This window comes from Lactiplantibacillus sp. C232, from assembly GCF_023806725.1.
GTDB classification, from domain to species: Bacteria; Bacillota; Bacilli; order Lactobacillales; family Lactobacillaceae; genus Lactiplantibacillus; species Lactiplantibacillus plantarum.
In genome coordinates, this window is the sequence record NZ_JAMSKZ010000005.1 from 81,437 (window position 1) to 102,525 (window position 21,089).

Here is a 21,089-nt window from a genome sequence, read left to right on the forward strand (position 1 = left end):
CAAGAAAAGGGGTGGTAAGGAATTCGAAAGCGCTTGCTGTGGCTGCCTTTAGTCATAATATAAATTCATTGGTATAAAATTACGAAAAATAAAGCGTTTTCATATATTCTGTGATAATATAATTTGTGGGCACAAGTTTTACAAGCACCTACTAATTTATCGAAAGGAGGTTTAGTCATGTATCAGGCAATTGCGCAGGCAATCATTAAATCGATAATGGCGGATGAATATCCGACTAAGTTACCAACCGAAAAAGTGTTAATGGCGCAGTACAACGCCAGTCGCAATACGATTCGTAAAGCGATTGATGTGGTCTTCCGGCATGGGTTGTTGCGTCGTGTGCAGGGGAGCGGCAATTTTATTATCAAACAACCGCAGAACACGAAGAAAGTGCTCAACTTATCGATTGGATTTGACCAGTCCGCCATGGTTGAGGGTGGACCATTAGTATCAAAAGTTGTCACGTTTGATAAAGTGACAGCGGATGAAACTTTAGCACAACAAGGGAACATTGCGCTTGGCGACGAGGTTTATCGGGTGGTGCGATTACGTTATTTGAATGACATCTTGTATGACCTGGAAGAGTCTTATTTTCCGCGAACGGTCGTCCCGTTCTTATCGAGTGAGAGCGTGCAGCATTCAATCTTCGCCTTCTTGCGAGAGGCATATGGTATTACGGGGAGCACCACGGAAAACTACGTCCATCAAGTGCGGGTGGACGCGCAACGGGCGGAGTTGATCGGTTGCCCAGATGGTGACAAAACGTTGTGCTTGGAAGCAATCAATTACTTGGCTAATGGGACGGTCTTTAACTTCTCCAGGACGTTCTTCGTCTATCCAGATTTAGAACTCTACTACCATACCGAAAATATTGATTTACAAAACTAGTACGGGGGTGACGCAACAGTTGTGTTGGGTCACTAACTAGCGAAAACCTACATTAGGAGTGAGGGGTATATTATGAATTCATTTATCGAATGGCTTAACAAACACTTAGTGCCAGTTGCGGCCAAGATTGGTGCAGTTCGGTGGTTGATCGCATTACGTGACGCGTTTATAGCAATTATGCCGGCAATGATGGCCGGGTCGATCGCCACGGTTCTGAACGCTTTAGTTCGAGATATTCCAACGAAGTTCGGTTGGATGGGCATTGTTAATTCGATGCAGTGGTTGATTGGAATTAATGCGATGGTTTGGACGGGGACGTTAGCCATCTTAGGTCTGATTTTCTCATTTACATTCGGGTATCAATTGGCAATCCAGTACAAAGTTGAACCAGTTACTGGTGGGATCGTGACACTTGGAACTTTCATCATGAGTTTGCCACAAAACTTTACCGGCACGTTGACGAGTACGTTGAGCAAGGGCGCTACTAAGATTTTGACGGACTCTGGCATGGCGGTTGCTGGCAAAAAGGTGACGGCTTGGGGTTACTTCAACTTCAACACGTACTTTGGTTCGTATGGTTTCTTTACGGTCATGATTTTAGGGGCCATTGCGAGTGCCGTTTACATTGCTTTGATGAAGAAACACATTACAATCAAGATGCCAGATTCTGTGCCACCGGCAGTTGCAAACGCCTTCACTGGGGTTATCCCAGCCGCCGCTGCATTTTATGTCGTTGGGATTATTAACTGGATCTTCAGTAAATTCAACACCACGGTGATTGAATGGATCGCGAAGATTATTCAAGAACCACTATTGAATATGAGTCAAGGGTACGGCGCCGTCCTCTTAATGACGCTGTTAGTTCAAGTTTTCTGGTTCTTCGGGATTCATGGTTCCAATGTCCTGGCACCAATCTTGGACGGAATCTGGTTGACGGCTCAGCTTGCTAATGTTAACGCTTACCAAGCTGGCAAAGCCTTGCCATACGTTTGGACGCGGAACTGTTTTGACTTATATGCATGGATTGGTGGGGCCGGCTCGACCTTACTATTATTAGTAGCGATTTTAGTATTTAGTAAACGAGACGACCAACGTTCAGTGGCTAAGTTGGCGATTGGCCCCGGATTCTTTAATATTAACGAACCCGTGATGTTCGGGATGCCAATTGTACTTGACCCAATCTACTTTATTCCGTTCGTTTTAGCACCAGTTGTGACTGTTTCGATCGCCTACGCTGCTTTATCAGCTGGGTGGGTCGCACCGATTACGAACAATATCGTTTGGTCAATGCCACCGATTATGAACGCCTTAGTTGCCACAATGGACTGGCGGTCAGTGGTCTTACAATTATTTAATGCCGCCGTTGCCTTTGCGATTTACGTGCCATTCGTTAAGGCTGCCAACAAGATTAAACCAGCAGCGATTGGAGAATAGATTGTCATGAAAAGCTTAAAGCAGTGTTTACTCATCGGGATGAACCTTGGATTATTAGCCGTTATCTTAAGTCCCCTGGCCGGAACGACCGGTCAATGGGTGACGCTCGGATTAGGTTTAGCGGTCAGCGCAGCACTTTTCGTCGTTTATCGGCGAGTGGGTCAGATAGAAAGGAGCCACCAGAATGCAGATTAAATTAACTTTGAACGCCCCTGTGGATTATTTATACCAACAGTTGATCGATTCCGCGCGGGCTGATATTCAGCAGCAAACGGGTCGGCCGGCGCCACGGCAGAGCTTACAAGGCTATGAGTATGCCAAACAGTGGTCCAACGGTCTGACCGGTAATTTGAAGATTACCCACGCGCAACCCGGTGTTCGATATGCGTATGAATTAGAAACGCCCCGCGATCATTACGGCGTCGATTATCAATTCGCACCGGACACTGATGGTCACCAAACTGTCTTAGAATATGCCGAAACCTTTTTAGGCAAGGATAAGAAGACGAATGCCAATAATAAGCTTGGCGTGCTATTCTTAGGATGGTTCCGTAAACGCCGCTTTAAGAAGATGATGAATCAGATGGCTGCTAGTTATAATCAATAAGCAGGCTGGATTCAAAAATTGATTTCGTTAGAAGAGTGCTGTAAATCCGTAAGTGGATTTACAGTACTTTTTTGAACAGATATGGTACACAGCGTTTCAGATGTGGTCGTGATACCATCACGATGGAACAAGTGAGCAACTGCATTGTAAGCGCTTTTAAAACGCATGTAGTTCACTTATACTAGCTTTTGTAAGTTAAATCAAAGGGAGGAACAACTTATGATGAACGGTTTTAACGTGTTTATGGAAAAACACATTGTACCATTTGCAGTCAAGTTGAATGAACAGCGACATGTCGCGGCAATCCGTGATGCTTTTATGTACACATTCCCAATTACAATGGCTGCATCGTTAGTTATTTTAATTAATAACTTAGTTTTTTCAAAAACGGGGTTTATTGCACAAATCTTATTTTTACCCAAATTTTTTCCACACTTGGAAAATGCCCAAAAGTTATTAACCTCAGTAACTAACGGAACGATGAATATTTTATCGATTTTTATTGCGTATCTGGTGGCACGGAATTTGGCCAAATATTTTAAAGCTGATGACATGTTAGTAGGGATGACGGGGATTGCCTGCTTCATGATTTTATACTCACCATCAATTATCAAAGACGGTGTAACCTATTTGCCAACGACTTATTTAGGTGCACAAGGGCTGTTTGTTGCAATGATAGTAGGTGGCTTAGTTGGAGAATTTTTACCACGGCTAACGCGCATTAAGAAAATGCAAATCAAAATGCCTGAGATGGTTCCGCCGGCAGTTGCACGGTCTTTCAATGGCTTAATTCCTATCGTTATTATGATTATGCTGTTTTCTATGTTGAACTATGGGTTATCACTAATTTCACCACAAGGAATCAATGATATTATTTATAAATCAATTCAAACACCATTAACCCACATTGGGGTCAACTTATTTGGCGTTATCATTATTGCTATTGTTCAAAATCTTTTGTGGCTTGTCGGTATCCATGGTCCAAACACGTTGAACGCGTTACGATCAATTATTTTTACTGAAGCTGATTTGAAAAACCAAACGTTTATTAACGCTCATGGTACAGCTTGGGGTGTGCCCAACCGTGCAACCTGGAGTGTGTTGAATGATGTCTTCGCCAATATGGGTGGTAGTGGGATGACACTTGGCTTGATTATTGCTATCTTCCTCGTCTCAAGGCGTAAAGATTATCGTGAGATTGCTAAATTGGCATTAGTGCCCGGCCTCTTCAATATTAACGAACCGCTAATGTTCGGTTTACCAATTGTTTTGAATCCAATTATGGCGATTCCATTCGTTCTAACACCAGTGATCAATATCTTGGTTGGCTATACAGTGACAGTTATTTTTAACTGGATACCGACGCCGGCTTTTGGATTGACATGGACAACACCGGGACCACTGATGCCGTTCTTGGGGACTGGTGGCAATTGGCTTGGCCTGATTATTGGATTTGTTTGTTTGGGAATTTCCGTGTTGACGTACATGCCATTTGTACTCGCTGCCAATAAGATGATGGCTGCAGATAGTCAATCTAAACAAGATACGGATACGACGACAGAAACGGTTAAAGCATAGTTTAAAAGGAGTTTAACATGACGATTAAAGGACGAGCGTTTCCAGAAGGGTTCTTATGGGGTGGCGCAGTGGCTGCACATCAACTCGAAGGTGGTTATAAAGAGGGCGGCAAGGGTCTCAGTACGGCAGATATTATGACATTAGGGACGAATGAGCGCCCTCGTGAAATTACGGACGGAGTAGTGGCTGGCAAGTATTATCCTAATCATCAGGCAATTGATTTTTATCATCGTTATCCCGAAGATATTGAATTGTTTGCTGAAATGGGGTTTAAGTGTTTTCGAACATCGATTGCCTGGACGCGGATCTTCCCCAATGGTGATGAAAGCGAACCGAATGAAGCTGGATTACAATTTTATGATGATTTATTTGATGAATGCCTTAAAAATGGGATTCAACCAGTAGTGACACTAGCACACTTTGAAATGCCATATCACTTAGTTAAGCAATACGGTGGGTGGCGTAATCGTAAGCTTATTCAATTCTATTTAAACTTTGCAAAAGTATGTTTTGAACGTTATCGAGATAAAGTAACGTACTGGATGACTTTTAATGAAATCAACAATCAAACTAATTTTGAATCAGACGGTGCCATGTTAACAGATTCTGGAATCATTCATCAACCAGGAGAAAACCGTGAACGCTGGATGTATCAGGCGGCTCACTATGAACTGGTGGCGAGTGCCGCGGCGGTACAGTTAGGCCATCAGATTAATCCAGATTTTCAAATCGGTTGTATGATTGCGATGTGTCCGATCTATCCGCTTACAGCAGCACCAGCAGACGTCTTATTTGCGCAACGAGCGATGCAAACCCGATTTTATTTTGCCGATGTTCATTGCAATGGCACTTACCCACAATGGTTGCGTAATCGTTTTGAGTCGGAGCATTTTAACTTGGACATTACGGCAGAAGATTTGAAAATCTTGCAAGCTGGAACGGTAGATTATATTGGATTTAGCTATTACATGTCGTTTACTGTGAAGGACACAGGAAAGCTAGCTTATAATGAAGAACATGATTTAGTTAAAAATCCATATGTTAAGGCTAGTGATTGGGGCTGGCAAGTTGATCCCGTTGGGTTACGCTATGCTATGAATTGGTTCACGGATCGTTACCATTTGCCACTGTTTATCGTGGAAAACGGTTTAGGCGCAATTGATAAGAAGACGGCAGATAACCAGATACATGACGATTATCGGATTGACTATTTAACGGATCATTTACGACAAATTAAGCTGGCAGTTCTGGAAGATGGGGTTGATTTAATTGGGTATACGCCATGGGGGTGCATTGATTTAGTTGCGGCTAGTACTGGTCAAATGTCCAAACGCTATGGGTTTATCTATGTTGATGAGAACGATGATGGTTCAGGTAGTCTAAAACGTTATAAAAAGGATTCATTTACTTGGTTTCAACATGTGATTGCGACAAATGGTGCCGAAATTGAGTAGTGCGATTTGGGTATGACGATGGTCATTAATTATTGACTAGTGCTTAATTAATGATGTTTGAAATAGTTGTCAATGGCCAGCTTTGATAGCTGGCCATTGGGCGTTTAGGAGGACTGTTAAATGACAATGTATATTGGAATTGATATTGGTGGTACTTCAATCAAGTGCGGCCTAGTTGATGCTCATGGACATATTAGTCGTAAAGTAACACGACCGACTGCCACAGCAAAGGTAGACATTATGGCCGATTTAGTTGCGATGATTCAAGGACTACAAGCAGATGGACAAGTTGCTGGTATTGGAGTTAGCATGCCGGGAGTTGTTCAAAGTGACGGCTTCTTGACGACGGCAGGTGCGGTCACGGCGTTTGAAAAAATTAACTTGCAAGCTGAGTTACATGCACAGACGCAGTTACCGGTCATTATTGAAAATGATGCCAACGCAGCGGCTATTGCTGAGCAATGGCTGGGAGTAGCTCAGAATGTGCCTAATTATTTAAGCTTGGTTCTTGGAACCGGGGTCGGTGGGGCACTGGTTATCAATAATCAGATTTATCGGGGTGCACACGCGCGTTCAGGCGAATTTGGTTGGATGGTTGTTGACGATGATGAGATTGATACTGAAATGGGAACCCTTAATTTCCGGGGTGCAACAGTTATCGGTCTCATACGACGTTATAATCAGTTTAGTGCGATGCCGGTTACTGACGCGCGCGAGATTTTTGACCGAGCAGATGCGGGAGAAGTGCTGGCACAACATGTCTTTCATAGCTACTATTACAGTTTGGCTAAAGGAATCATTAATTTAATGGTTGCTTTTGATCCCGAATTAGTCGTAATTGGTGGTGGCATTAGTGCGAACACGACCTTTATGACTGATTTGAATGCAACGATTGCAGACTTACAGGCTAATCATAATAGTATTAATCATTTGACTTTGGCATCAGTAGTACCAGCTAAATTGCGGAATGATGCTGGGATGATTGGGGCAGTGTATCAGTTGATTAAGCGTGGTTAAAAAGGCGGATCAAACTGGTTTATTAAAATAGGGTGACACGTATTTTAATTTAAAAAATGAAAAAGCTTGAATGCTAGATGTTTTTTAGAAGCGGTTACGCATTTATGGTAATCTAGTGAATAGATTATTAGATAGGGTGGTGGCTAACCGTGGCATTCTTTGGCTATAAGGATATCGATAAGTTATCTGGAGTAGATTTAGCAATTTATCGATTTATTGTGGAGCATGATGAGCAAATCCCGTATATGCGAGTCCGTGAGTTAGCGCGGGGTGCGCACGTTTCTAATTCGTCAGTCATGCGCTTTATTCGTAAAATTGGGTATGATAGTTTTCCAGAATTTAAAGTATCGCTACGCAGTGAAACGCCCATTCAAAAGCCGGATGCTCCAGGTATTCAGTTTGTTCAACCGAGTGCCTTTCCTGCAGATATTACTAAGATTATTCGACTGGCAGCTCAGTTGATGGTCAATGCGGATAATATCGTGTTTGTTGGTATCGGAGCATCAGCGGCGTTGGGCGAGTATGCTTCACGTCAAACGTCATCATTAGGATTTAATAGTTATGTCGTCAAGGATCCTTTCTATCCACTATTACCACAATTACGTAATACTAGTAATAACGTTTTGGTGGCAGTGTCAGTCTCCGGTCAGACGTCTGAGTTGGTTGAAATGCTTAATGACTTTGTGAATAATCCTGAAGTCAATATTATTAGTATTACGAGTAATCTTGAGAGTACGATTGCTCGAATGAGTCGATATGCGTTAACGTATCGGGCGACTGAGGAGCGTATTCATCAATATTATGACTTAACTAGTCAAGTGCCATGCCTTTACATTATTGAGGCACTGTTACGGGAACTTCGTCATCAAGAAGTCGTCCAACACCGGTTTGAGTAAACTTTTAATTTATTTAGCCAGCAAACGTCATTCCTGCAAAGCAGGCATATCAATGCTAAAATTAAAAGCATTCAATCCAAAAGTTAAACTAGTGATAAGGGAGTATGAGAACGTGACAGCAACACCATTCTGGTCGCAAATTGCGGCCCAAGCCAAGGCAGACGGGCGACCATTTTTTACGATGGCCCCGATGGAAGCCGTTAGTAATACTGTTTTTCGGCAAGTCATTAGCCATGCCGCTGCTCCAGATACGTTTTTTAGTGAATTCGTCTATGCTAAGAGTATTACGAACCCGAATACGAAGTTTCCGGTGCATGGTCGTTTGTACGTGGCGGCAGCTGAGTCGCAAAAACCGGTCGTTCAACTGTGGGGTAACGAAGCGGCTGACTTTGCTTCGGCTACAGCTGAACTTCGTGACCGGGGCTTTAAAGCAGTTGATATCAATATGGGCTGCCCGGATGGGACGGTCATCAAAAATCATGGTGGCAGCGATTTGATTCGCAATCCGCAGTGGGCTGAAGACGTGATTGCGGCTGCAAAGACGTCGGGACTGGCCGTTAGTGCGAAGACGCGCTTAGGTTACAGTAAAGTTGCTGAATATCATGACTGGATTGCAACGTTGTTATCGCAACATGTGGCAGTCTTGACCATTCACTTGCGGACCAAACAGGAAATGAGTAAGGTACCCGCACACTTTGAAGTTATCGATGACTTGATTAAAATGCGTGATGCGATCGCCCCGGAAACGTTACTCCAGATTAATGGTGACGTGGCTGATTATCAGGCCGGGGTGGCGTTAGCCAAAGCACATCCTGGATTAGATGGTATCATGATTGGTCGGGGAGTGTTCGCGAATCCGTTTGCGTTTGAGTCCCAGCCCCAATCGCATGATTTGCATGAACTATTGGGTTTACTGAACATGCAGCTCGACTTGTTCGATGACTTTGCCACCCGTTATGACGTGCCACGTTTTCCGTCCTTAAAACGGTTCTTTAAAATCTATGCGCGCCCAGAACTAGGCGCTACTGACCTGCGTAACACGATGATGGATGCCAAGTCAACGGATGATGTACGCAAAATTTTAGCGGCTTATCAAGCCAAAATGCGGGTGACCAATCACAGTTAGTGTCAGCAGCAGACAGGTTGATTAAGGCAGTAATACGTTAATAAACTTCAATCTTATTATATAGAAACATCTCGATATCGGCAGTGAGTGCTAATGTTGGGATGTTTTTGTATCTAAAGGGGTATGACAATTGTATTCAAATTTAGGCCCTTGTTAGGAGTTGGTCCAACAGCTGTTCAATTCGACGTTTTTTTAGAAAAAAACTTAGTCACTTTTAAGTGGAACAGGCGTCAATTGACGTAAATAATGACTGATGGCAATGACTAGCGGAGTAATTACGGACGATTGCCGTGTCTATCTGATTAATGAGGAGGTGCTCAATAACAAGTTTCGGTCACGTGATAGTGTTAATTTTTGCTTGTAGCTCAGCTAATTAGGATGATTGTAACATCATTTAAAACGATTGTAACATTACTGCGTTACAATCGAAGAAAACATGTTACAATCATTTGAATGGAGGGGGCGAAGAATGTGATAAAGCTTGTTAACCAACTAGAACATATTAGTCAAAGTACGGGTATCCCGGTAACTATTGGCGAATCGGTTTCAACGTCGACATTGTCGTTGAGTCGTTCGGATCAAAATAATACGGTGGTTGTGCAGGGGACAATCCTTGATAAGCCGGTCCTTTTTATGTCTTATGGTGGTCAGCGCGATTTGCGGCCACTAGGGCTCTATGCACGAGTTAGTCAGGTAAATCGAGACCCATTGGTGTTTATTTTTCCTCAGCTTTCCGCCAATGAGCGTCACGAATATTTGAAAAACAGAATGCCATTTATGACATCAGATGGTGAAATGTTTTTGCCGTTTATGGGGACACGGTTATTACCTGAAGCCGTGAATGACTCACCTGGAATAGCGGGCAATCCTTTAGCCTCCGCGGCACAACGACTAGCATTAACCATCGTATTAGCACAGTTGATTTTTGAACGTCATCCAGAGAAGGCCAAAGTATGTCCCGAGTTAGCAGCCTTCAGAACGACTGATGACCGTTTCTTGATCAAAAGCGGACAATGCTTTGCATCAACGATTGGCAAGCAAGTTAGCATCAATAATCGAGTTACCTTTAGTCGAGCGGTTAAACCGTTAGTTGCACATGGTTGGCTGAAGTCAATCGGCGAGACTAAGGAGCGCGTCTATACTTGCGAGTTAGATAGCCGCCGTTTTTTTGATCAGATAGCGCCATTCTTAGTGTCGCCAGTTCAATCTGTTGACTTGGTGCAGTTGGCGAAAGCATCAGTTGAATCAGCTAGTAAGAATTTTCTTTATTCCGGCCTTACTGGTTTATCTAAAGTGACGATGATCAGTGATAATCGGAAGCAACAGACAGTTATTATGGACCGTTCTCGACGGCAAACCTTGAGGACAACGGTTGACGCAGATACCGATGAGCGGAAAGTCGCTTGTGAGGTGCAAGTTTCAAAGTATCAGCTCAGCGGTTTTAACACATTGTTTAGACTAATTGCCAATTATCCTAAGAATGTGTTGGATCCCTTTCATTTATACGTACTATTTAGAAATGATATGGACGAGCGGACTCAAGGCGAAGCCGAAGAATTGGTTGATCAAATTTGGAACGGAGCATAAGGTGATGCTATTTCACAAGTTCTTTGACTTTTTCGAAGGCTATGAAGATTGTTACGTTATTATTGGTGGCAATGCTGCCGCAATTTGGTTAGCGCAAGATCATCAGGATTTTAGAGCGACCCAGGATTACGATATGGTCGTCATATTTGAAAATAGTCAACTGGGCTTTTCACAAAAGTTTGATGACTTTATCGAGAAATATGGCTACTTGTGTGCTGAGATAGGGGGTGATGTGAATAAGAAGAAAGTGTATTACCGGTTTGCGTTAGATCCTGCACTTGCGGTCACGGGCGTCCCCCAACAGATTGAATTGTTTTCAAAGATACCATTGCGCTATGAACTTAGATTACCGACAGAGACAATGCCGTTACATTTTGCAACGGGCCCTAGTTTGTCGGCGATTGTATTAAATGATGATTACTATAGCTTGTTGAAGCAATGCCAGCAAAAGATTGGCCATGTTTCTATCTTAAGCGTACCCGGATTGATCTACTTTAAAGCCAAAGCTCATCTTGATATTCGGCAACGGTTAGCAAATGGTGATAAATTACGTCATCGTGCTAATAAGAACAAACATTATAAGGATGTCTGCCGGTTGTGTGATTTGATTATTGAGAATCAAACGTTCGACTCAAAGGTCGTACCAAGGACTTGTCAGAATGATTTAAAAAGTTTTATTCAGCTGGTTGAAGCAGAGCCCGAGCAAATATTCAAAAAACGATTTAAATCAGATCCCGATTTTGACTTAAACCGGGACGAAGTTGTTCGAGTTCTCCGATCGTTACTGCCAACTAGCTAGTCTAATGAACCCAAAATGAACGGCCCTAGTCAAAACACTAGCGTCGTTCATTTTGGGCTTTTTGATATTTTTTGGTGTGCAATCCGGCCCTAGAAGTCACAGTGTTACATCATAAATGTTAGAATAAACCTAACTAATATTTTATAAACGAAAAGTGAGCGTGGTGTTATGAGAAACTTAGCGATTGTGGATTTAGGGTCCAATTCGGCGCGGATGGCGGTCAGTCGGTTGCATGCTAACGGCACTGCTCAAGAAATCAAGCGTGTTAAGGAAGATACGCGTTTGTCGGAAGGAATGGGAACGGCACACGTACTCCAGCCCGCCGCAATTGAGCGAACAATCAAGGCGTTACTCAATTTTCGCCGACTTTATGAAAAAATGCCCAATACGGATGTTATTGGCATCACCACAGCTGCAGTTCGGATGGCACAAAATCAGGCTGAATTTCTCAATCAAGTCAAGCAAGAAGTGGGGCTCGATTTACGAGTCTTATCTGGTGACGATGAGGCCTATTACGATTATCTTGGGGTTGCCAATTCATTGGTCATCCATGATTGCCTAATCTTAGACACGGGTGGCGCAAGTTGTGAACTGATCTTGGTCAAAAATGGCCGCAAACAGCAACTGATCAGCATTCCATTTGGCGCGGTGACATTATCGGAACAATTCGGTCTCGACGACTTAGTGCCGTCTGCGAGTCTATTTCGGGCGCAGATGTTCCTACGTAACCGACTGGCAGATATTTGGTGGTTATCAGAAGCAGTGCACTTCCCAATCATTCTATTGGGTGGTGCCAACCGAACCTTAGCCCGCATTAATCGGCGCCGGCAACAAAAGTTAAAAGTTGAAGATATTCACGGGTATCGTCTGAAGACAGAGACGGTGTTCCACACGTTTTTGGACTTACTGTCACGGTCGAAAAAAGGTCGCCAGGAAATTTCAGGAATGGAATATGATCGTGCGGACATTATTGTTGGTGGAATGTTACCGCTAGTGACGTTATTACAGATGTTGGATAGTGATCGGGTGATCTTTTCTGAAAGTGGTGTTCGTGAGGGAATTATTTCAGAACACCTCAATCAATAGGTCGGTTCGGTAGATGAGTCGAATGGAGAGAATAGGAATGAGAATATGACAGCTGATTTTCGGCACTTTTATCAAAAAAATTGGGCGGAACGCACTGCCATCGTGGCGCAACAGGCCCATTTAACGCCAGCTGAACAGGCGTTATTTAAACAATATTATTTACCACAACATCATGAAATTATTGAGAATTATTTGACGGATTACCCATTACCGATGGGGTTGGCTGTCAACTTAGTCGTCGATGGCGTGGATCACATTGTTCCAATGGTTACTGAGGAACCTTCTGTTATTGCGGCAGCAAGTAATGGCGCTAAAATTGTCAAGCGTGCAGGGGGCTTCACGACCGTCCTTAATCAACGTGAAATGATTGGTCAAATCGTTCTGGAGCAGTTGTCTGATCCGGCTGCAACCGCTGCCGTGATTGAAGCCCACGCTGCAGCATTATTAAAAGTAGCTGATGCGGCCCATCCCAGTTTAAAAAAACGAGGTGGTGGCGCTCGGCGCCTACGTACGCGTGTTCTCGGACAAGGCTATTTATCAATTGACCTATTCGTTGATGTGCAGGCTGCTATGGGGGCCAATATGCTCAATAGTATGTTGGAAGCCGTGGCAAAGTCCATCGGTGTGATGACGAAGCAGGACGCTTTAATGAGTATTCTATCGAATTATGCAACGGCGAGCTTAGTCAAGGCCATTTGTGACATTCCGGTCGGATTATTACAGGCTGGGCGGTATGCCGGCAAACTAGTTGCCCAGAAGATTGCGTCGGCCAGTACGGTCGCTCAGCTTGATCCGTACCGGGCCACGACTCATAATAAAGGTATCATGAACGGTATTGATGCTGTCGCTATTGCTAGTGGCAACGACTGGCGCGCTTTGGAGAGTGGGGCACACGCCTATGCTGTTAAGGACGGTCAATATCGTGGCATGAGTACCTGGACCAGTGATGGTCGGATGCTGCATGGTGAACTGGAATTGCCACTACCGGTTGGCATTGTGGGCGGTTCAATCAAAATTAACGAGTTAGCCCAGTTGAATCAACGAATATTAGGTATTCAAACAGCGGGTGATTTGGAAAGAATTATGGTTGCCATCGGGTTAGCCCAAAATCTAGCCGCTTTACGCGCCTTGGTCACGACTGGTATCCAGCAGGGCCATATGCACCTACAGTTGAAATCGCTCGCGATGGCAGCGGGAGCGACTCCTGAGGAACTCCCCGTTATCTTACAACGACTTGAATTAGCATCTCAACAAGACCTCGCAACCACGCAACAACTCATTGCGGAATTGCGGCAAACAAAGGAAGAGACTGATGACTGAAATTAAATTGAACCAAACTGTTACAGATTTATTAAGTACCGCCAATTCGTTATATCCGGGCAATATTAGTGTTCGTTTTGGTGACACAAAAGCGGGTTACGTCCGCCATGATCAAGCACAACAAGTGTTAGATGATGGTGACCTGACCGTTCGGGTTAGCGATATTACGGCTCCTAATTACACAGCGTCACATGAATTATTACATCTATTATTGTTATTACAAGGCTTTCCACAGATTACCTTTAATTTAACCACGCGTGATCAACAACTGGACGAACAATTGATGGCAATCGCTATGGAACTTTATGACATGGTGAGCCACGTCTTGGTCGTACGCAAACAACGGGAACATAACTTAATCGATGAGCAAATTGAAACGCTATACATGCAAGGTGTGGCGGCCACAATCGAACCGGAACCTGCGGGCAAGGCGGATGCGATGATGACGTTACGGTTATTAACATTGACTGACCTACTCGTTTTCTTTAATGGTGAATTACCAGCTGATGATTTGCAAAAGGTGACAACGGCCTATCCACAAGCTTGGCCGGCTGCACAGAAGCTATACGCCGTAATCAGTCAGAAGCCAGTTGACACCCCGTTCGCGATGCGGCGTGCCGTAGTAAAGCTGTTCAAGGCTTTTGATGATCAGATGACGGCTTGGCATTTACCAGTCCTACACGGAACGGAATTTGTGACCGTTCAGAGTGTGCTCAGTGAACGGCAAGAGCGGCTGGAAGTCCGGCAGTTATTTGACGTTTACCATTCAGATCTATTAGATAAAAATAAACATACCCGAGCGTACATTGGGTTATATAAGAGTGACCGTCAGAATGCGTTTGTCCTACCAGCACCGGCGCAAAAGAAGAGCGATGCCTTTTTCAAAGAGGTGTACGATAAGACGGTCAAAGAATTATTCCAAGAAATGAATCTACCCTATACGTTACGGTAAGCTAAGCAGGGAGATGTCAGAATGAGTGACATTACAGCAGCACAAACAACTTTACAACAAGCTCAGCATATCGTTTTTATGACGGGGGCCGGCGTTTCGACGCCCTCGGGAATTCCTGATTACCGGTCTAAAAATGGACTGTATACCGAACACCATAACGCGGAGTATTATTTAAGCCACGCGTTTTTGGCGGAGCATCCGCTGGAATTTTATCAATATTTACAATCAAATTTATATTATCCAGACGCCCAACCGAATGTGATTCATCAAAAGATGGCGGCACTGACTCGGCAAGGGCGGGCCAGTGTGATTACACAAAATATTGATAATTTATATGGGGTGGCTAAAACGGCTCAGCTCGTTGAATTTCACGGTAATCTCTATCAGGTCTACTGCACCAAGTGTGGTCAGCATGTCGATTGGCATGAGTATTTGAAGTCTCCTTACCATCAGACAGACCATGGCTACTTACGGCCTAACGTGGTGTTGTACGACGAGGGGATTGCGAGTGCCAATATCGAACGGGCAGTTCAATATTTACAGCAGGCTGACCTAGTCGTTATTTGTGGGACCTCGTTTCGGGTGTACCCGTTCGCCGGCCTAATTGACTATCGTAATCCGAAGGCTCAAGTGCTTGCAATCAATGCGGAACCGCTCCAGTTGCCATTTGCATTTACGATGGTGCAACAAGATGCGGTCGACTTCTTCGAGGGGGTGCAGGTCTGATGATAACAATTGGCTTAACAACTTGGACGGAACACCCTAGTTTACTGGGTGGTACTGAAAAGCTGACCTTAACTGAATATTCGGGAGTCCTACCAGTCGTCGAAGTGGACACGCCATTCTATGGTATTCCGAAAGTGACGACGGTCGCGAAGTGGCAAAAGGCCGTCCCTGATAAGTTTCAGTTTATTTTGAAAGCAAATCAGGTGATGACGCTGCATGATACTTATGACGAAGGGGTCTCGATGGATGCGCTAAAGACAGCTTATCGGGAATACCGTGCGATGCTCAAACCGTTAACGCAGCACCAGCAATTAAAAGCGGTGCTCTTCCAATTTCCGCCGTTTTTTGAACGGTCGAACCGCAACTTCCATTACCTACAACGGATGGTCGAGTGGTTACCCGGTGTTCCAATCGCAGTCGAATTTCGTAACCAGAGTTGGTACGAGGAGAGTGTCAAAGATGCGGTCTTTAGTTTTCTGAAGGATCTGGGGATTACCCATGTGATTGTCGATGAGCCGCACGCTTTAAATGATGGCGTTAGTTTCGAGCCGGTCGTAACGAATTCGAAATTGGCACTCTTACGCTTACATGGTCGTAACCAGCAGGGCTGGTCAGCCAAGGGCGCTAACTGGCGTAGCCAACGGACTTTATATCGGTATAGTGATCAAGAACTAGCTGAATTCAAGCAAACGGTGGAACAGTTACAACAGCAGGCGGACGAGGTTTGCGTCATCTTTAATAATAATTCTGGTGGTGACGCGGCCGATAACGCGATGGCACTCAAAGAGTTGCTAGGCGTTTCGTTTGGTGATTTAGGACCGCATCAACTGGACTTGTTTTAAAATGATTTATGAGTGATTGATGTGATACTTTGCTTAATTGAACGAGTTATCAGTTGAATTACTATGTTGGCTCAATACAGTCACTATGACCGTGAACCGTTGAAATTTGGTCGTACGGTTGAATATTCTTTAATTGATGAATCATGACAACTAAAAATGTAGCGGTAGTTCGGACATTCAATAATGTGAGCTGCCGCTACATTTTTTTGCACTTACACCTTAGTTAATCAATATGGCCTTAGCCATCTGATTTGAAAGCGAACGGTTGGGATACATCATTTGGAAGTAAAGTTAGTGTAAAGTCAAGAAGTAGTTTATGTAAATTCCTGTTTAGTTTTGGTAATAATTATCTCGTTGGTCGTGGATACGATGGCTTGGGACTGCCTTAAAACTAGGCAGTTATAAGTACCTTAATTCATGATTCTTAGGTGAATTAGGGTGATTGAGAAAAGTGCGTGATTAAGATACACTGACTTCAGTTCAAGCAACTAAGTAGTTGCCTGCCACTATGTGAGTTGCAGATAGTTATGGCAGGTTGAAGTGTTGTTGAGAATCGAATGTTAGGTCATAACAATATAGATTGGGGCGGATTGGGTATGCAACCGGATATTATTTGCGCAAATGGGGTTTTCTGCGCTGATGGAAAAGTCTTATTAACACGGGAATCAAAAAACACAGCTTATTATTTTCCTGGTGGCAAGGTCGGTGTGGGAGAGACGCTAACACAGACTCTGCAGCGAGAATTAAAAGAAGAGTTGTCATTAGTTGTGTCGCCAGATCGGTTTAAGTGGGCCTTCACCCACCGTGGTACGGCCTATAATCAACCGGGAAAAATAGTCGAGTTAAATTGTTTTTTAGTTGCGGGGAGTGGCGCGCTCAAAGTCGACTCGGAAGTTTATGATTATAAGTGGTGTCGGCCGGACGATAGCCGGATCGCGGAAGTCGTTCGTGAAGCGCTGGCCCGATATTCGTGGGTTGTTGAATAATAATAGATTACCAATAAATGACCGGTTAAAATCAACTCGTGATTTTAATCGGTTATTTTGTGGTGGTTGGTTGGGCCATTTGAAGCATGGTGCACAGTTGACTAGTCTGCCACGATCTTTGCGTGTGGGGAACTCTTTTGTTAGTGTTTCTTAATAAACACAGGAAATATGATACAATATAAGAGATTCTACACATTGGCCCAGCAACATGTTATTTTAGACCAAGACGTGTTGTTTGGACGCGTGTGATTTGTTCATGGATTTTAATCAAAGACATGCTTAACGAGTTAATCATAAACCAGTTTGAAGGGAATTTACGTCATGGCAGAAACAAAACCAACTTATTATATTACGACGCCGATCTACTATCCTTCGGGGAAGTTGCACATCGGTAATTCATACACGACAATTGCGTGTGATACTTTAGCACGTTACAAACGTGCGATGGGTTACGATGTTTACTTCTTAACCGGGACGGATGAACACGGCCTCAAAATTGAAGAAAAAGCAGAAAAATTGAACACTGATCCGAAGTCATACGTTGATGGGATGGCAAAACAAATCAAGGATTTATGGCAATTGCTAGAAATCTCTAATGATAAGTTTATTCGGACCACCGATGATTATCATGAACGCGCGGTCCAAGAAATTTTCGATCGGTTACTTAAAAATGGTGACATCTACTTAGGTGAGTACGAAGGCTGGTACTCCGTTGATGACGAAGAATACTTCACTGAAACGCAGCTGGCTGAAGTTTTCCGTGATGATAACGGCAAGGTTATTGGTGGTAAGGCGCCCAGTGGTCATGAAGTCGAACTTGTTAAAGAACAGTCCTACTTCTTTAAGATGAGTAAGTACGCAGATTGGTTGTTAGATTATTATCAAAGTCATCCTGACTTTATTGAACCAGCTAATCGGATGACCGAAATGATCAATAATTTTATTAAACCAGGTCTGGAAGACTTGGCCGTTTCTCGGACGAGCTTTACTTGGGGTGTCCCTGTCAAGAGTGATCCTAAGCACGTCGTTTACGTGTGGATTGATGCCCTGACAAACTATATTACGGCACTGGGTTACGCAACCGGCGACTCTGAAGACTTGTTTAACAAGTTCTGGCCTGCCGATGTTCAAATGGTTGGTAAAGAAATCGTGCGCTTCCATACGATTTACTGGCCAATTATTTTGCATGCACTCGGGTTACCATTACCTAAGAAGGTTTTTGGTCATGGTTGGTTATTGATGAAGGACGGCAAGATGTCCAAGTCTAAGGGTAACGTGATTTATCCTGAAACATTGGTTGAACGTTACGGCTTGGATGCGCTTCGTTATTATTTAGTTAAAGCCATGCCTTATGGTAACGATGGTTTATTCACACCAGAGGACTTTGTGGCGCGGGTTAACTATGACTTGGCTAATGACTTGGGAAACTTGCTGAACCGGACCATTGCGATGATCAATAAATATGAAGATGGTCAATTACCAGCATTCAAAGCCGGTGTGACTGAATTTGACGCTGACTTAGAAGCCACAGCTGCCACGACTATTAAGAACTTCAACGCTTGCATGGACAGCCTGCATTTATCAGATGCGCTGGCTGAAGTGTGGAAGTTGGTCAGTCGGACGAACAAGTATATTGATGAAACGGCACCTTGGCAATTAGCTAAGAGTGACGATGCGAATGATGCTGATAAGTTAGCCAGTGTGATGGCCCATTTAGCAGCTAGTTTGCGGGTGATTGCTAGTTTGATCAGTCCGGTCATGACGCATGCACCTAAGGAAATCTTTACCCAATTAGGGTTGGACCCAGCAACTTTAGCAATTGCCGACTTACAACTGGCTGATTTGCCGGCTGGCGCACAAGTCGTTGCTAAGGGAACCCCAATCTTCCCACGGGTCGATATGGATGCCGAAGTTGAATTCTTGAAGGGTAAGATGACGAAATCCGACAAACAGAAGGGGCGTAAAGCCATGGAAAACGCGAAACATGAAGCTGAAGTCGAACAAGGCTGGAACCCAGCTGAGACTAATTTGAACCTCACTAAACCAGCGATTACCATTGATGATTTTGACAAGGTCGAATTGAAAGTTGCTGAAGTCATTACGGTGCAGAAATTGAAAGGGGCTGACAAACTCCTACAATTCCGTTTAGATGCAGGAGATGCTGATCATCGCCAAATCCTTTCAGGTATTGCTAAGTGGTATCCAGAACCGGAAGAACTGATTGGCAAGAAGGTTATCATCGTTGGTAACTTAAAGCCACGGAAGCTTCGTGGTGAAATGAGCCAAGGCATGTTACTGTCAGCAGAACACGACGGTCAGGTGCAATTAATTACGGTACCAGATAATATGGTAAACGGATCATTGATTTCGTAAAAACTAAATGTTGAATAAAAAATCGGGCGCACTGACTAGTGAGCTCGATTTTTTATTTGTAATTCAATTGTTATTTTAGTTGTTTTTGACAAATGGGTTAATCTCCCGTACAGTAGTACGAACAAGAAATGAGGTGAGAACATATGAAATATGAACAGATTCTCGTATGCGTCTCCGTAGATGGAAAAGGACGTTTTTCCGAAAATTAATTAAATTTAGGAGACTTAATTAAATGAAAAACGTCCAAAAACAAGTGCCATCATTATTACTGTTAATCACATTAGTGGGTTTTCCACAAATCAGTGAATCAATTTTTACGCCGATCTTGCCAGCGCTCAGTCAGGCAATGCACGTTAGCGCCAGCCACAGCCAGCTAACCATGAGCAGTTATTTTGTGGCTTTTGCAGTTGGGGTGCTCTTCTGGGGGCAATATGCTGACTATCGCGGGCGCCGTGATGCCATGTTAGGTGGATTAGCCTTTTATTTGATTGGTAACTTAGGGTTATATCTGAGCCCGGGCTTTACTTGGTTATTGGTTTGCCGCTTGATCCAAGCTTTCGGTGCTAGTGCTGGTTCGGTTGTGACACAGACTATCATGCGTGAGAGCTTTACGGGTGTTACTGGTGCAAAAATCTTTGCGAAGGTGAGTGCGGCCATGGCACTATCACCCGCTCTCGGGCCACTCATCGGAGGTGGCGTCCAGACTGTGTTCGGCTATCAGCATGTCTTCTCGGTCTTGATCATGATAGCAGTCGTAATACTGTTGTACGCGGGGTGTTGCTTGCCAGAGACTCGACCAGAAACGGTCAAAGTGGCCTCTTGGCGGCAACAAAGCGTTGTCGTTTCACGGTTATTGCACGATCCCGTGGTCTGGTGTTACGGCCTATTGATTAGTGGTATTAATGGTATTTTGTTTAGTTATTACGCTGAAGCGCCGTTTATTTTTGAAACGCACTTCGGCTTTAGTGCTGTGCAATACGGTAGTCTCGGTTTAGTCTTAGCCGCGGCCAGTCTGCTGGGCGCGTTGCTAGTGAATTGGCTTGTCAACTATTGGTCACCAATGCAGGTCGCTTTAAGTGGCTTAGGATTGAGTTTGGTAGCGGCAGTTGGCTTGGTGATGACCGCTGTTGGCAATCACGTCATTGGGATGCTGATTGGGATTTTTCTAGCCTTCTTAGGTCTGAACATCACCCTACCAAACGCGTTGAATCGTGCTTTGATTGGCTATGAAACGGTGATGGGGAGTGCTAGTGGCTGGTTTAGCCTGGGTTATTATCTGCTAGTGAGTGTGCTAACTTACTTAATGAGTTTGCTCCACCACGGCAGTGTCGTGACATTGCCCGTATACATGTTAGGCGTAGTCACGGTGATGACGGTGGTGTACGCGGGGCTGTATTGGCAGCGTGTACGTCATTGAT

19 protein-coding genes are annotated in these 21,089 nt (G+C 44.1%); all 19 read left to right on the top strand.

What is annotated here, in order from left to right:
• The first annotated feature begins 177 nt into the window (after positions 1-177).
• The 19 genes from MZO41_RS06690 to MZO41_RS06780 all read left to right on the top strand — a co-directional run bounded on the left by MZO41_RS06690 (position 178) and on the right by MZO41_RS06780 (position 21,088).
• A complete protein-coding gene (locus MZO41_RS06690; protein ID WP_003641997.1) occupies positions 178-888 on the top strand; it encodes a GntR family transcriptional regulator in 711 nt (236 codons plus the stop codon).
• Between the two features lie 72 nt (positions 889-960).
• Complete coding sequence (locus MZO41_RS06695) at positions 961-2,322, top strand: PTS sugar transporter subunit IIC (protein ID WP_003641998.1); 1,362 nt, start codon at positions 961-963, stop codon at positions 2,320-2,322.
• Positions 2,323-2,328: 6 nt separating this feature from the next.
• A complete protein-coding gene (locus MZO41_RS06700) occupies positions 2,329-2,517 on the top strand; it encodes a hypothetical protein (protein ID WP_003641999.1) in 189 nt (62 codons plus the stop codon).
• The gene (locus MZO41_RS06705; protein ID WP_003642000.1) at positions 2,507-2,929 is read left to right on the top strand and encodes a DUF3284 domain-containing protein; all 423 of its coding nucleotides are present in this window, start codon (positions 2,507-2,509) and stop codon (positions 2,927-2,929) included. The genes MZO41_RS06700 and MZO41_RS06705 overlap by 11 nt, the downstream gene beginning before the upstream one ends.
• A 222-nt stretch (positions 2,930-3,151) precedes the next feature.
• Positions 3,152-4,507 carry a PTS sugar transporter subunit IIC gene (locus MZO41_RS06710; protein WP_003643816.1) on the top strand — a complete coding sequence of 452 codons (1,356 nt, stop codon included), beginning with the start codon at positions 3,152-3,154 and terminating at the stop codon, positions 4,505-4,507.
• Between the two features lie 17 nt (positions 4,508-4,524).
• Positions 4,525-5,961: a 6-phospho-beta-glucosidase gene (locus tag MZO41_RS06715; RefSeq protein ID WP_003642002.1), complete on the top strand. Its 1,437-nt coding sequence runs from the start codon at positions 4,525-4,527 to the stop codon at positions 5,959-5,961.
• Positions 5,962-6,081: 120 nt separating this feature from the next.
• Positions 6,082-6,978, top strand: a complete 897-nt coding sequence (locus tag MZO41_RS06720; RefSeq protein ID WP_003642003.1) for an ROK family protein — start codon at positions 6,082-6,084, stop codon at positions 6,976-6,978.
• 149 nt (positions 6,979-7,127) lie between these two features.
• Positions 7,128-7,874, top strand: coding sequence for a MurR/RpiR family transcriptional regulator (locus MZO41_RS16985; RefSeq protein WP_003642004.1), 747 nt, complete (start codon positions 7,128-7,130; stop codon positions 7,872-7,874).
• 112 nt (positions 7,875-7,986) lie between these two features.
• A complete protein-coding gene (locus tag MZO41_RS06730) occupies positions 7,987-9,000 on the top strand; it encodes a tRNA dihydrouridine synthase (protein ID WP_128650879.1) in 1,014 nt (337 codons plus the stop codon).
• 471 nt (positions 9,001-9,471) lie between these two features.
• Complete coding sequence (locus MZO41_RS06735) at positions 9,472-10,587, top strand: hypothetical protein (RefSeq protein WP_003643819.1); 1,116 nt, start codon at positions 9,472-9,474, stop codon at positions 10,585-10,587.
• 4 nt (positions 10,588-10,591) lie between these two features.
• On the top strand, positions 10,592-11,386 hold the full coding sequence (locus MZO41_RS06740) for a hypothetical protein (protein ID WP_003643820.1): 795 nt from the start codon (positions 10,592-10,594) through the stop codon (positions 11,384-11,386).
• A gap of 168 nt (positions 11,387-11,554) precedes the next feature.
• Positions 11,555-12,472 carry a Ppx/GppA family phosphatase gene (locus MZO41_RS06745; protein WP_003642008.1) on the top strand — a complete coding sequence of 306 codons (918 nt, stop codon included), beginning with the start codon at positions 11,555-11,557 and terminating at the stop codon, positions 12,470-12,472.
• A gap of 45 nt (positions 12,473-12,517) precedes the next feature.
• Entirely contained in the window at positions 12,518-13,792 is a 1,275-nt protein-coding gene (locus tag MZO41_RS06750) for a hydroxymethylglutaryl-CoA reductase, degradative (protein ID WP_003642009.1), read from the top strand.
• Complete coding sequence (locus MZO41_RS06755; RefSeq protein WP_003642010.1) at positions 13,785-14,744, top strand: hypothetical protein; 960 nt, start codon at positions 13,785-13,787, stop codon at positions 14,742-14,744. Before MZO41_RS06750 ends, MZO41_RS06755 begins: the two co-directional genes overlap by 8 nt.
• A gap of 21 nt (positions 14,745-14,765) precedes the next feature.
• Positions 14,766-15,470 (top strand): NAD-dependent protein deacylase, encoded by a 705-nt coding sequence (locus MZO41_RS06760; RefSeq protein WP_003642011.1) that lies wholly within the window; start codon positions 14,766-14,768, stop codon positions 15,468-15,470.
• Positions 15,470-16,312 (top strand): DUF72 domain-containing protein, encoded by an 843-nt coding sequence (locus tag MZO41_RS06765; protein ID WP_003642012.1) that lies wholly within the window; start codon positions 15,470-15,472, stop codon positions 16,310-16,312. The genes MZO41_RS06760 and MZO41_RS06765 overlap by 1 nt, the downstream gene beginning before the upstream one ends.
• A gap of 596 nt (positions 16,313-16,908) precedes the next feature.
• Positions 16,909-17,298 (top strand): NUDIX hydrolase, encoded by a 390-nt coding sequence (locus tag MZO41_RS06770; protein WP_003646492.1) that lies wholly within the window; start codon positions 16,909-16,911, stop codon positions 17,296-17,298.
• Positions 17,299-17,619: 321 nt separating this feature from the next.
• The gene (gene metG / locus MZO41_RS06775; RefSeq protein ID WP_003643823.1) at positions 17,620-19,671 is read left to right on the top strand and encodes a methionine--tRNA ligase; all 2,052 of its coding nucleotides are present in this window, start codon (positions 17,620-17,622) and stop codon (positions 19,669-19,671) included.
• Between the two features lie 232 nt (positions 19,672-19,903).
• A complete protein-coding gene (locus MZO41_RS06780) occupies positions 19,904-21,088 on the top strand; it encodes a multidrug effflux MFS transporter (protein WP_003642016.1) in 1,185 nt (394 codons plus the stop codon).
• The last annotated feature ends 1 nt before the right edge of the window (position 21,089 follow it).

What these genes read in the sequence shown, in the direction of transcription:
- MZO41_RS06695 (WP_003641998.1), top strand. Translation starts at nt 961, where the DNA reads ATGAATTCATTTATCGAATGGCTTAACAAACACTTAGTGCCAGTTGCG.
- metG (WP_003643823.1), top strand. Translation starts at nt 17,620, where the DNA reads ATGGCAGAAACAAAACCAACTTATTATATTACGACGCCGATCTACTAT.
- MZO41_RS06710 (WP_003643816.1), top strand. Translation starts at nt 3,152, where the DNA reads ATGAACGGTTTTAACGTGTTTATGGAAAAACACATTGTACCATTTGCA.
- MZO41_RS06750 (WP_003642009.1), top strand. Translation starts at nt 12,518, where the DNA reads ATGACAGCTGATTTTCGGCACTTTTATCAAAAAAATTGGGCGGAACGC.
- MZO41_RS06700 (WP_003641999.1), top strand. Translation starts at nt 2,329, where the DNA reads ATGAAAAGCTTAAAGCAGTGTTTACTCATCGGGATGAACCTTGGATTA.
- MZO41_RS06770 (WP_003646492.1), top strand. Translation starts at nt 16,909, where the DNA reads ATGCAACCGGATATTATTTGCGCAAATGGGGTTTTCTGCGCTGATGGA.
- MZO41_RS06690 (WP_003641997.1), top strand. Translation starts at nt 178, where the DNA reads ATGTATCAGGCAATTGCGCAGGCAATCATTAAATCGATAATGGCGGAT.
- MZO41_RS06740 (WP_003643820.1), top strand. Translation starts at nt 10,592, where the DNA reads ATGCTATTTCACAAGTTCTTTGACTTTTTCGAAGGCTATGAAGATTGT.
- MZO41_RS06720 (WP_003642003.1), top strand. Translation starts at nt 6,082, where the DNA reads ATGACAATGTATATTGGAATTGATATTGGTGGTACTTCAATCAAGTGC.
- MZO41_RS06745 (WP_003642008.1), top strand. Translation starts at nt 11,555, where the DNA reads ATGAGAAACTTAGCGATTGTGGATTTAGGGTCCAATTCGGCGCGGATG.
- MZO41_RS06780 (WP_003642016.1), top strand. Translation starts at nt 19,904, where the DNA reads ATGAAAAACGTCCAAAAACAAGTGCCATCATTATTACTGTTAATCACA.
- MZO41_RS06755 (WP_003642010.1), top strand. Translation starts at nt 13,785, where the DNA reads ATGACTGAAATTAAATTGAACCAAACTGTTACAGATTTATTAAGTACC.
- MZO41_RS06715 (WP_003642002.1), top strand. Translation starts at nt 4,525, where the DNA reads ATGACGATTAAAGGACGAGCGTTTCCAGAAGGGTTCTTATGGGGTGGC.
- MZO41_RS06765 (WP_003642012.1), top strand. Translation starts at nt 15,470, where the DNA reads ATGATAACAATTGGCTTAACAACTTGGACGGAACACCCTAGTTTACTG.
- MZO41_RS06760 (WP_003642011.1), top strand. Translation starts at nt 14,766, where the DNA reads ATGAGTGACATTACAGCAGCACAAACAACTTTACAACAAGCTCAGCAT.
- MZO41_RS06705 (WP_003642000.1), top strand. Translation starts at nt 2,507, where the DNA reads ATGCAGATTAAATTAACTTTGAACGCCCCTGTGGATTATTTATACCAA.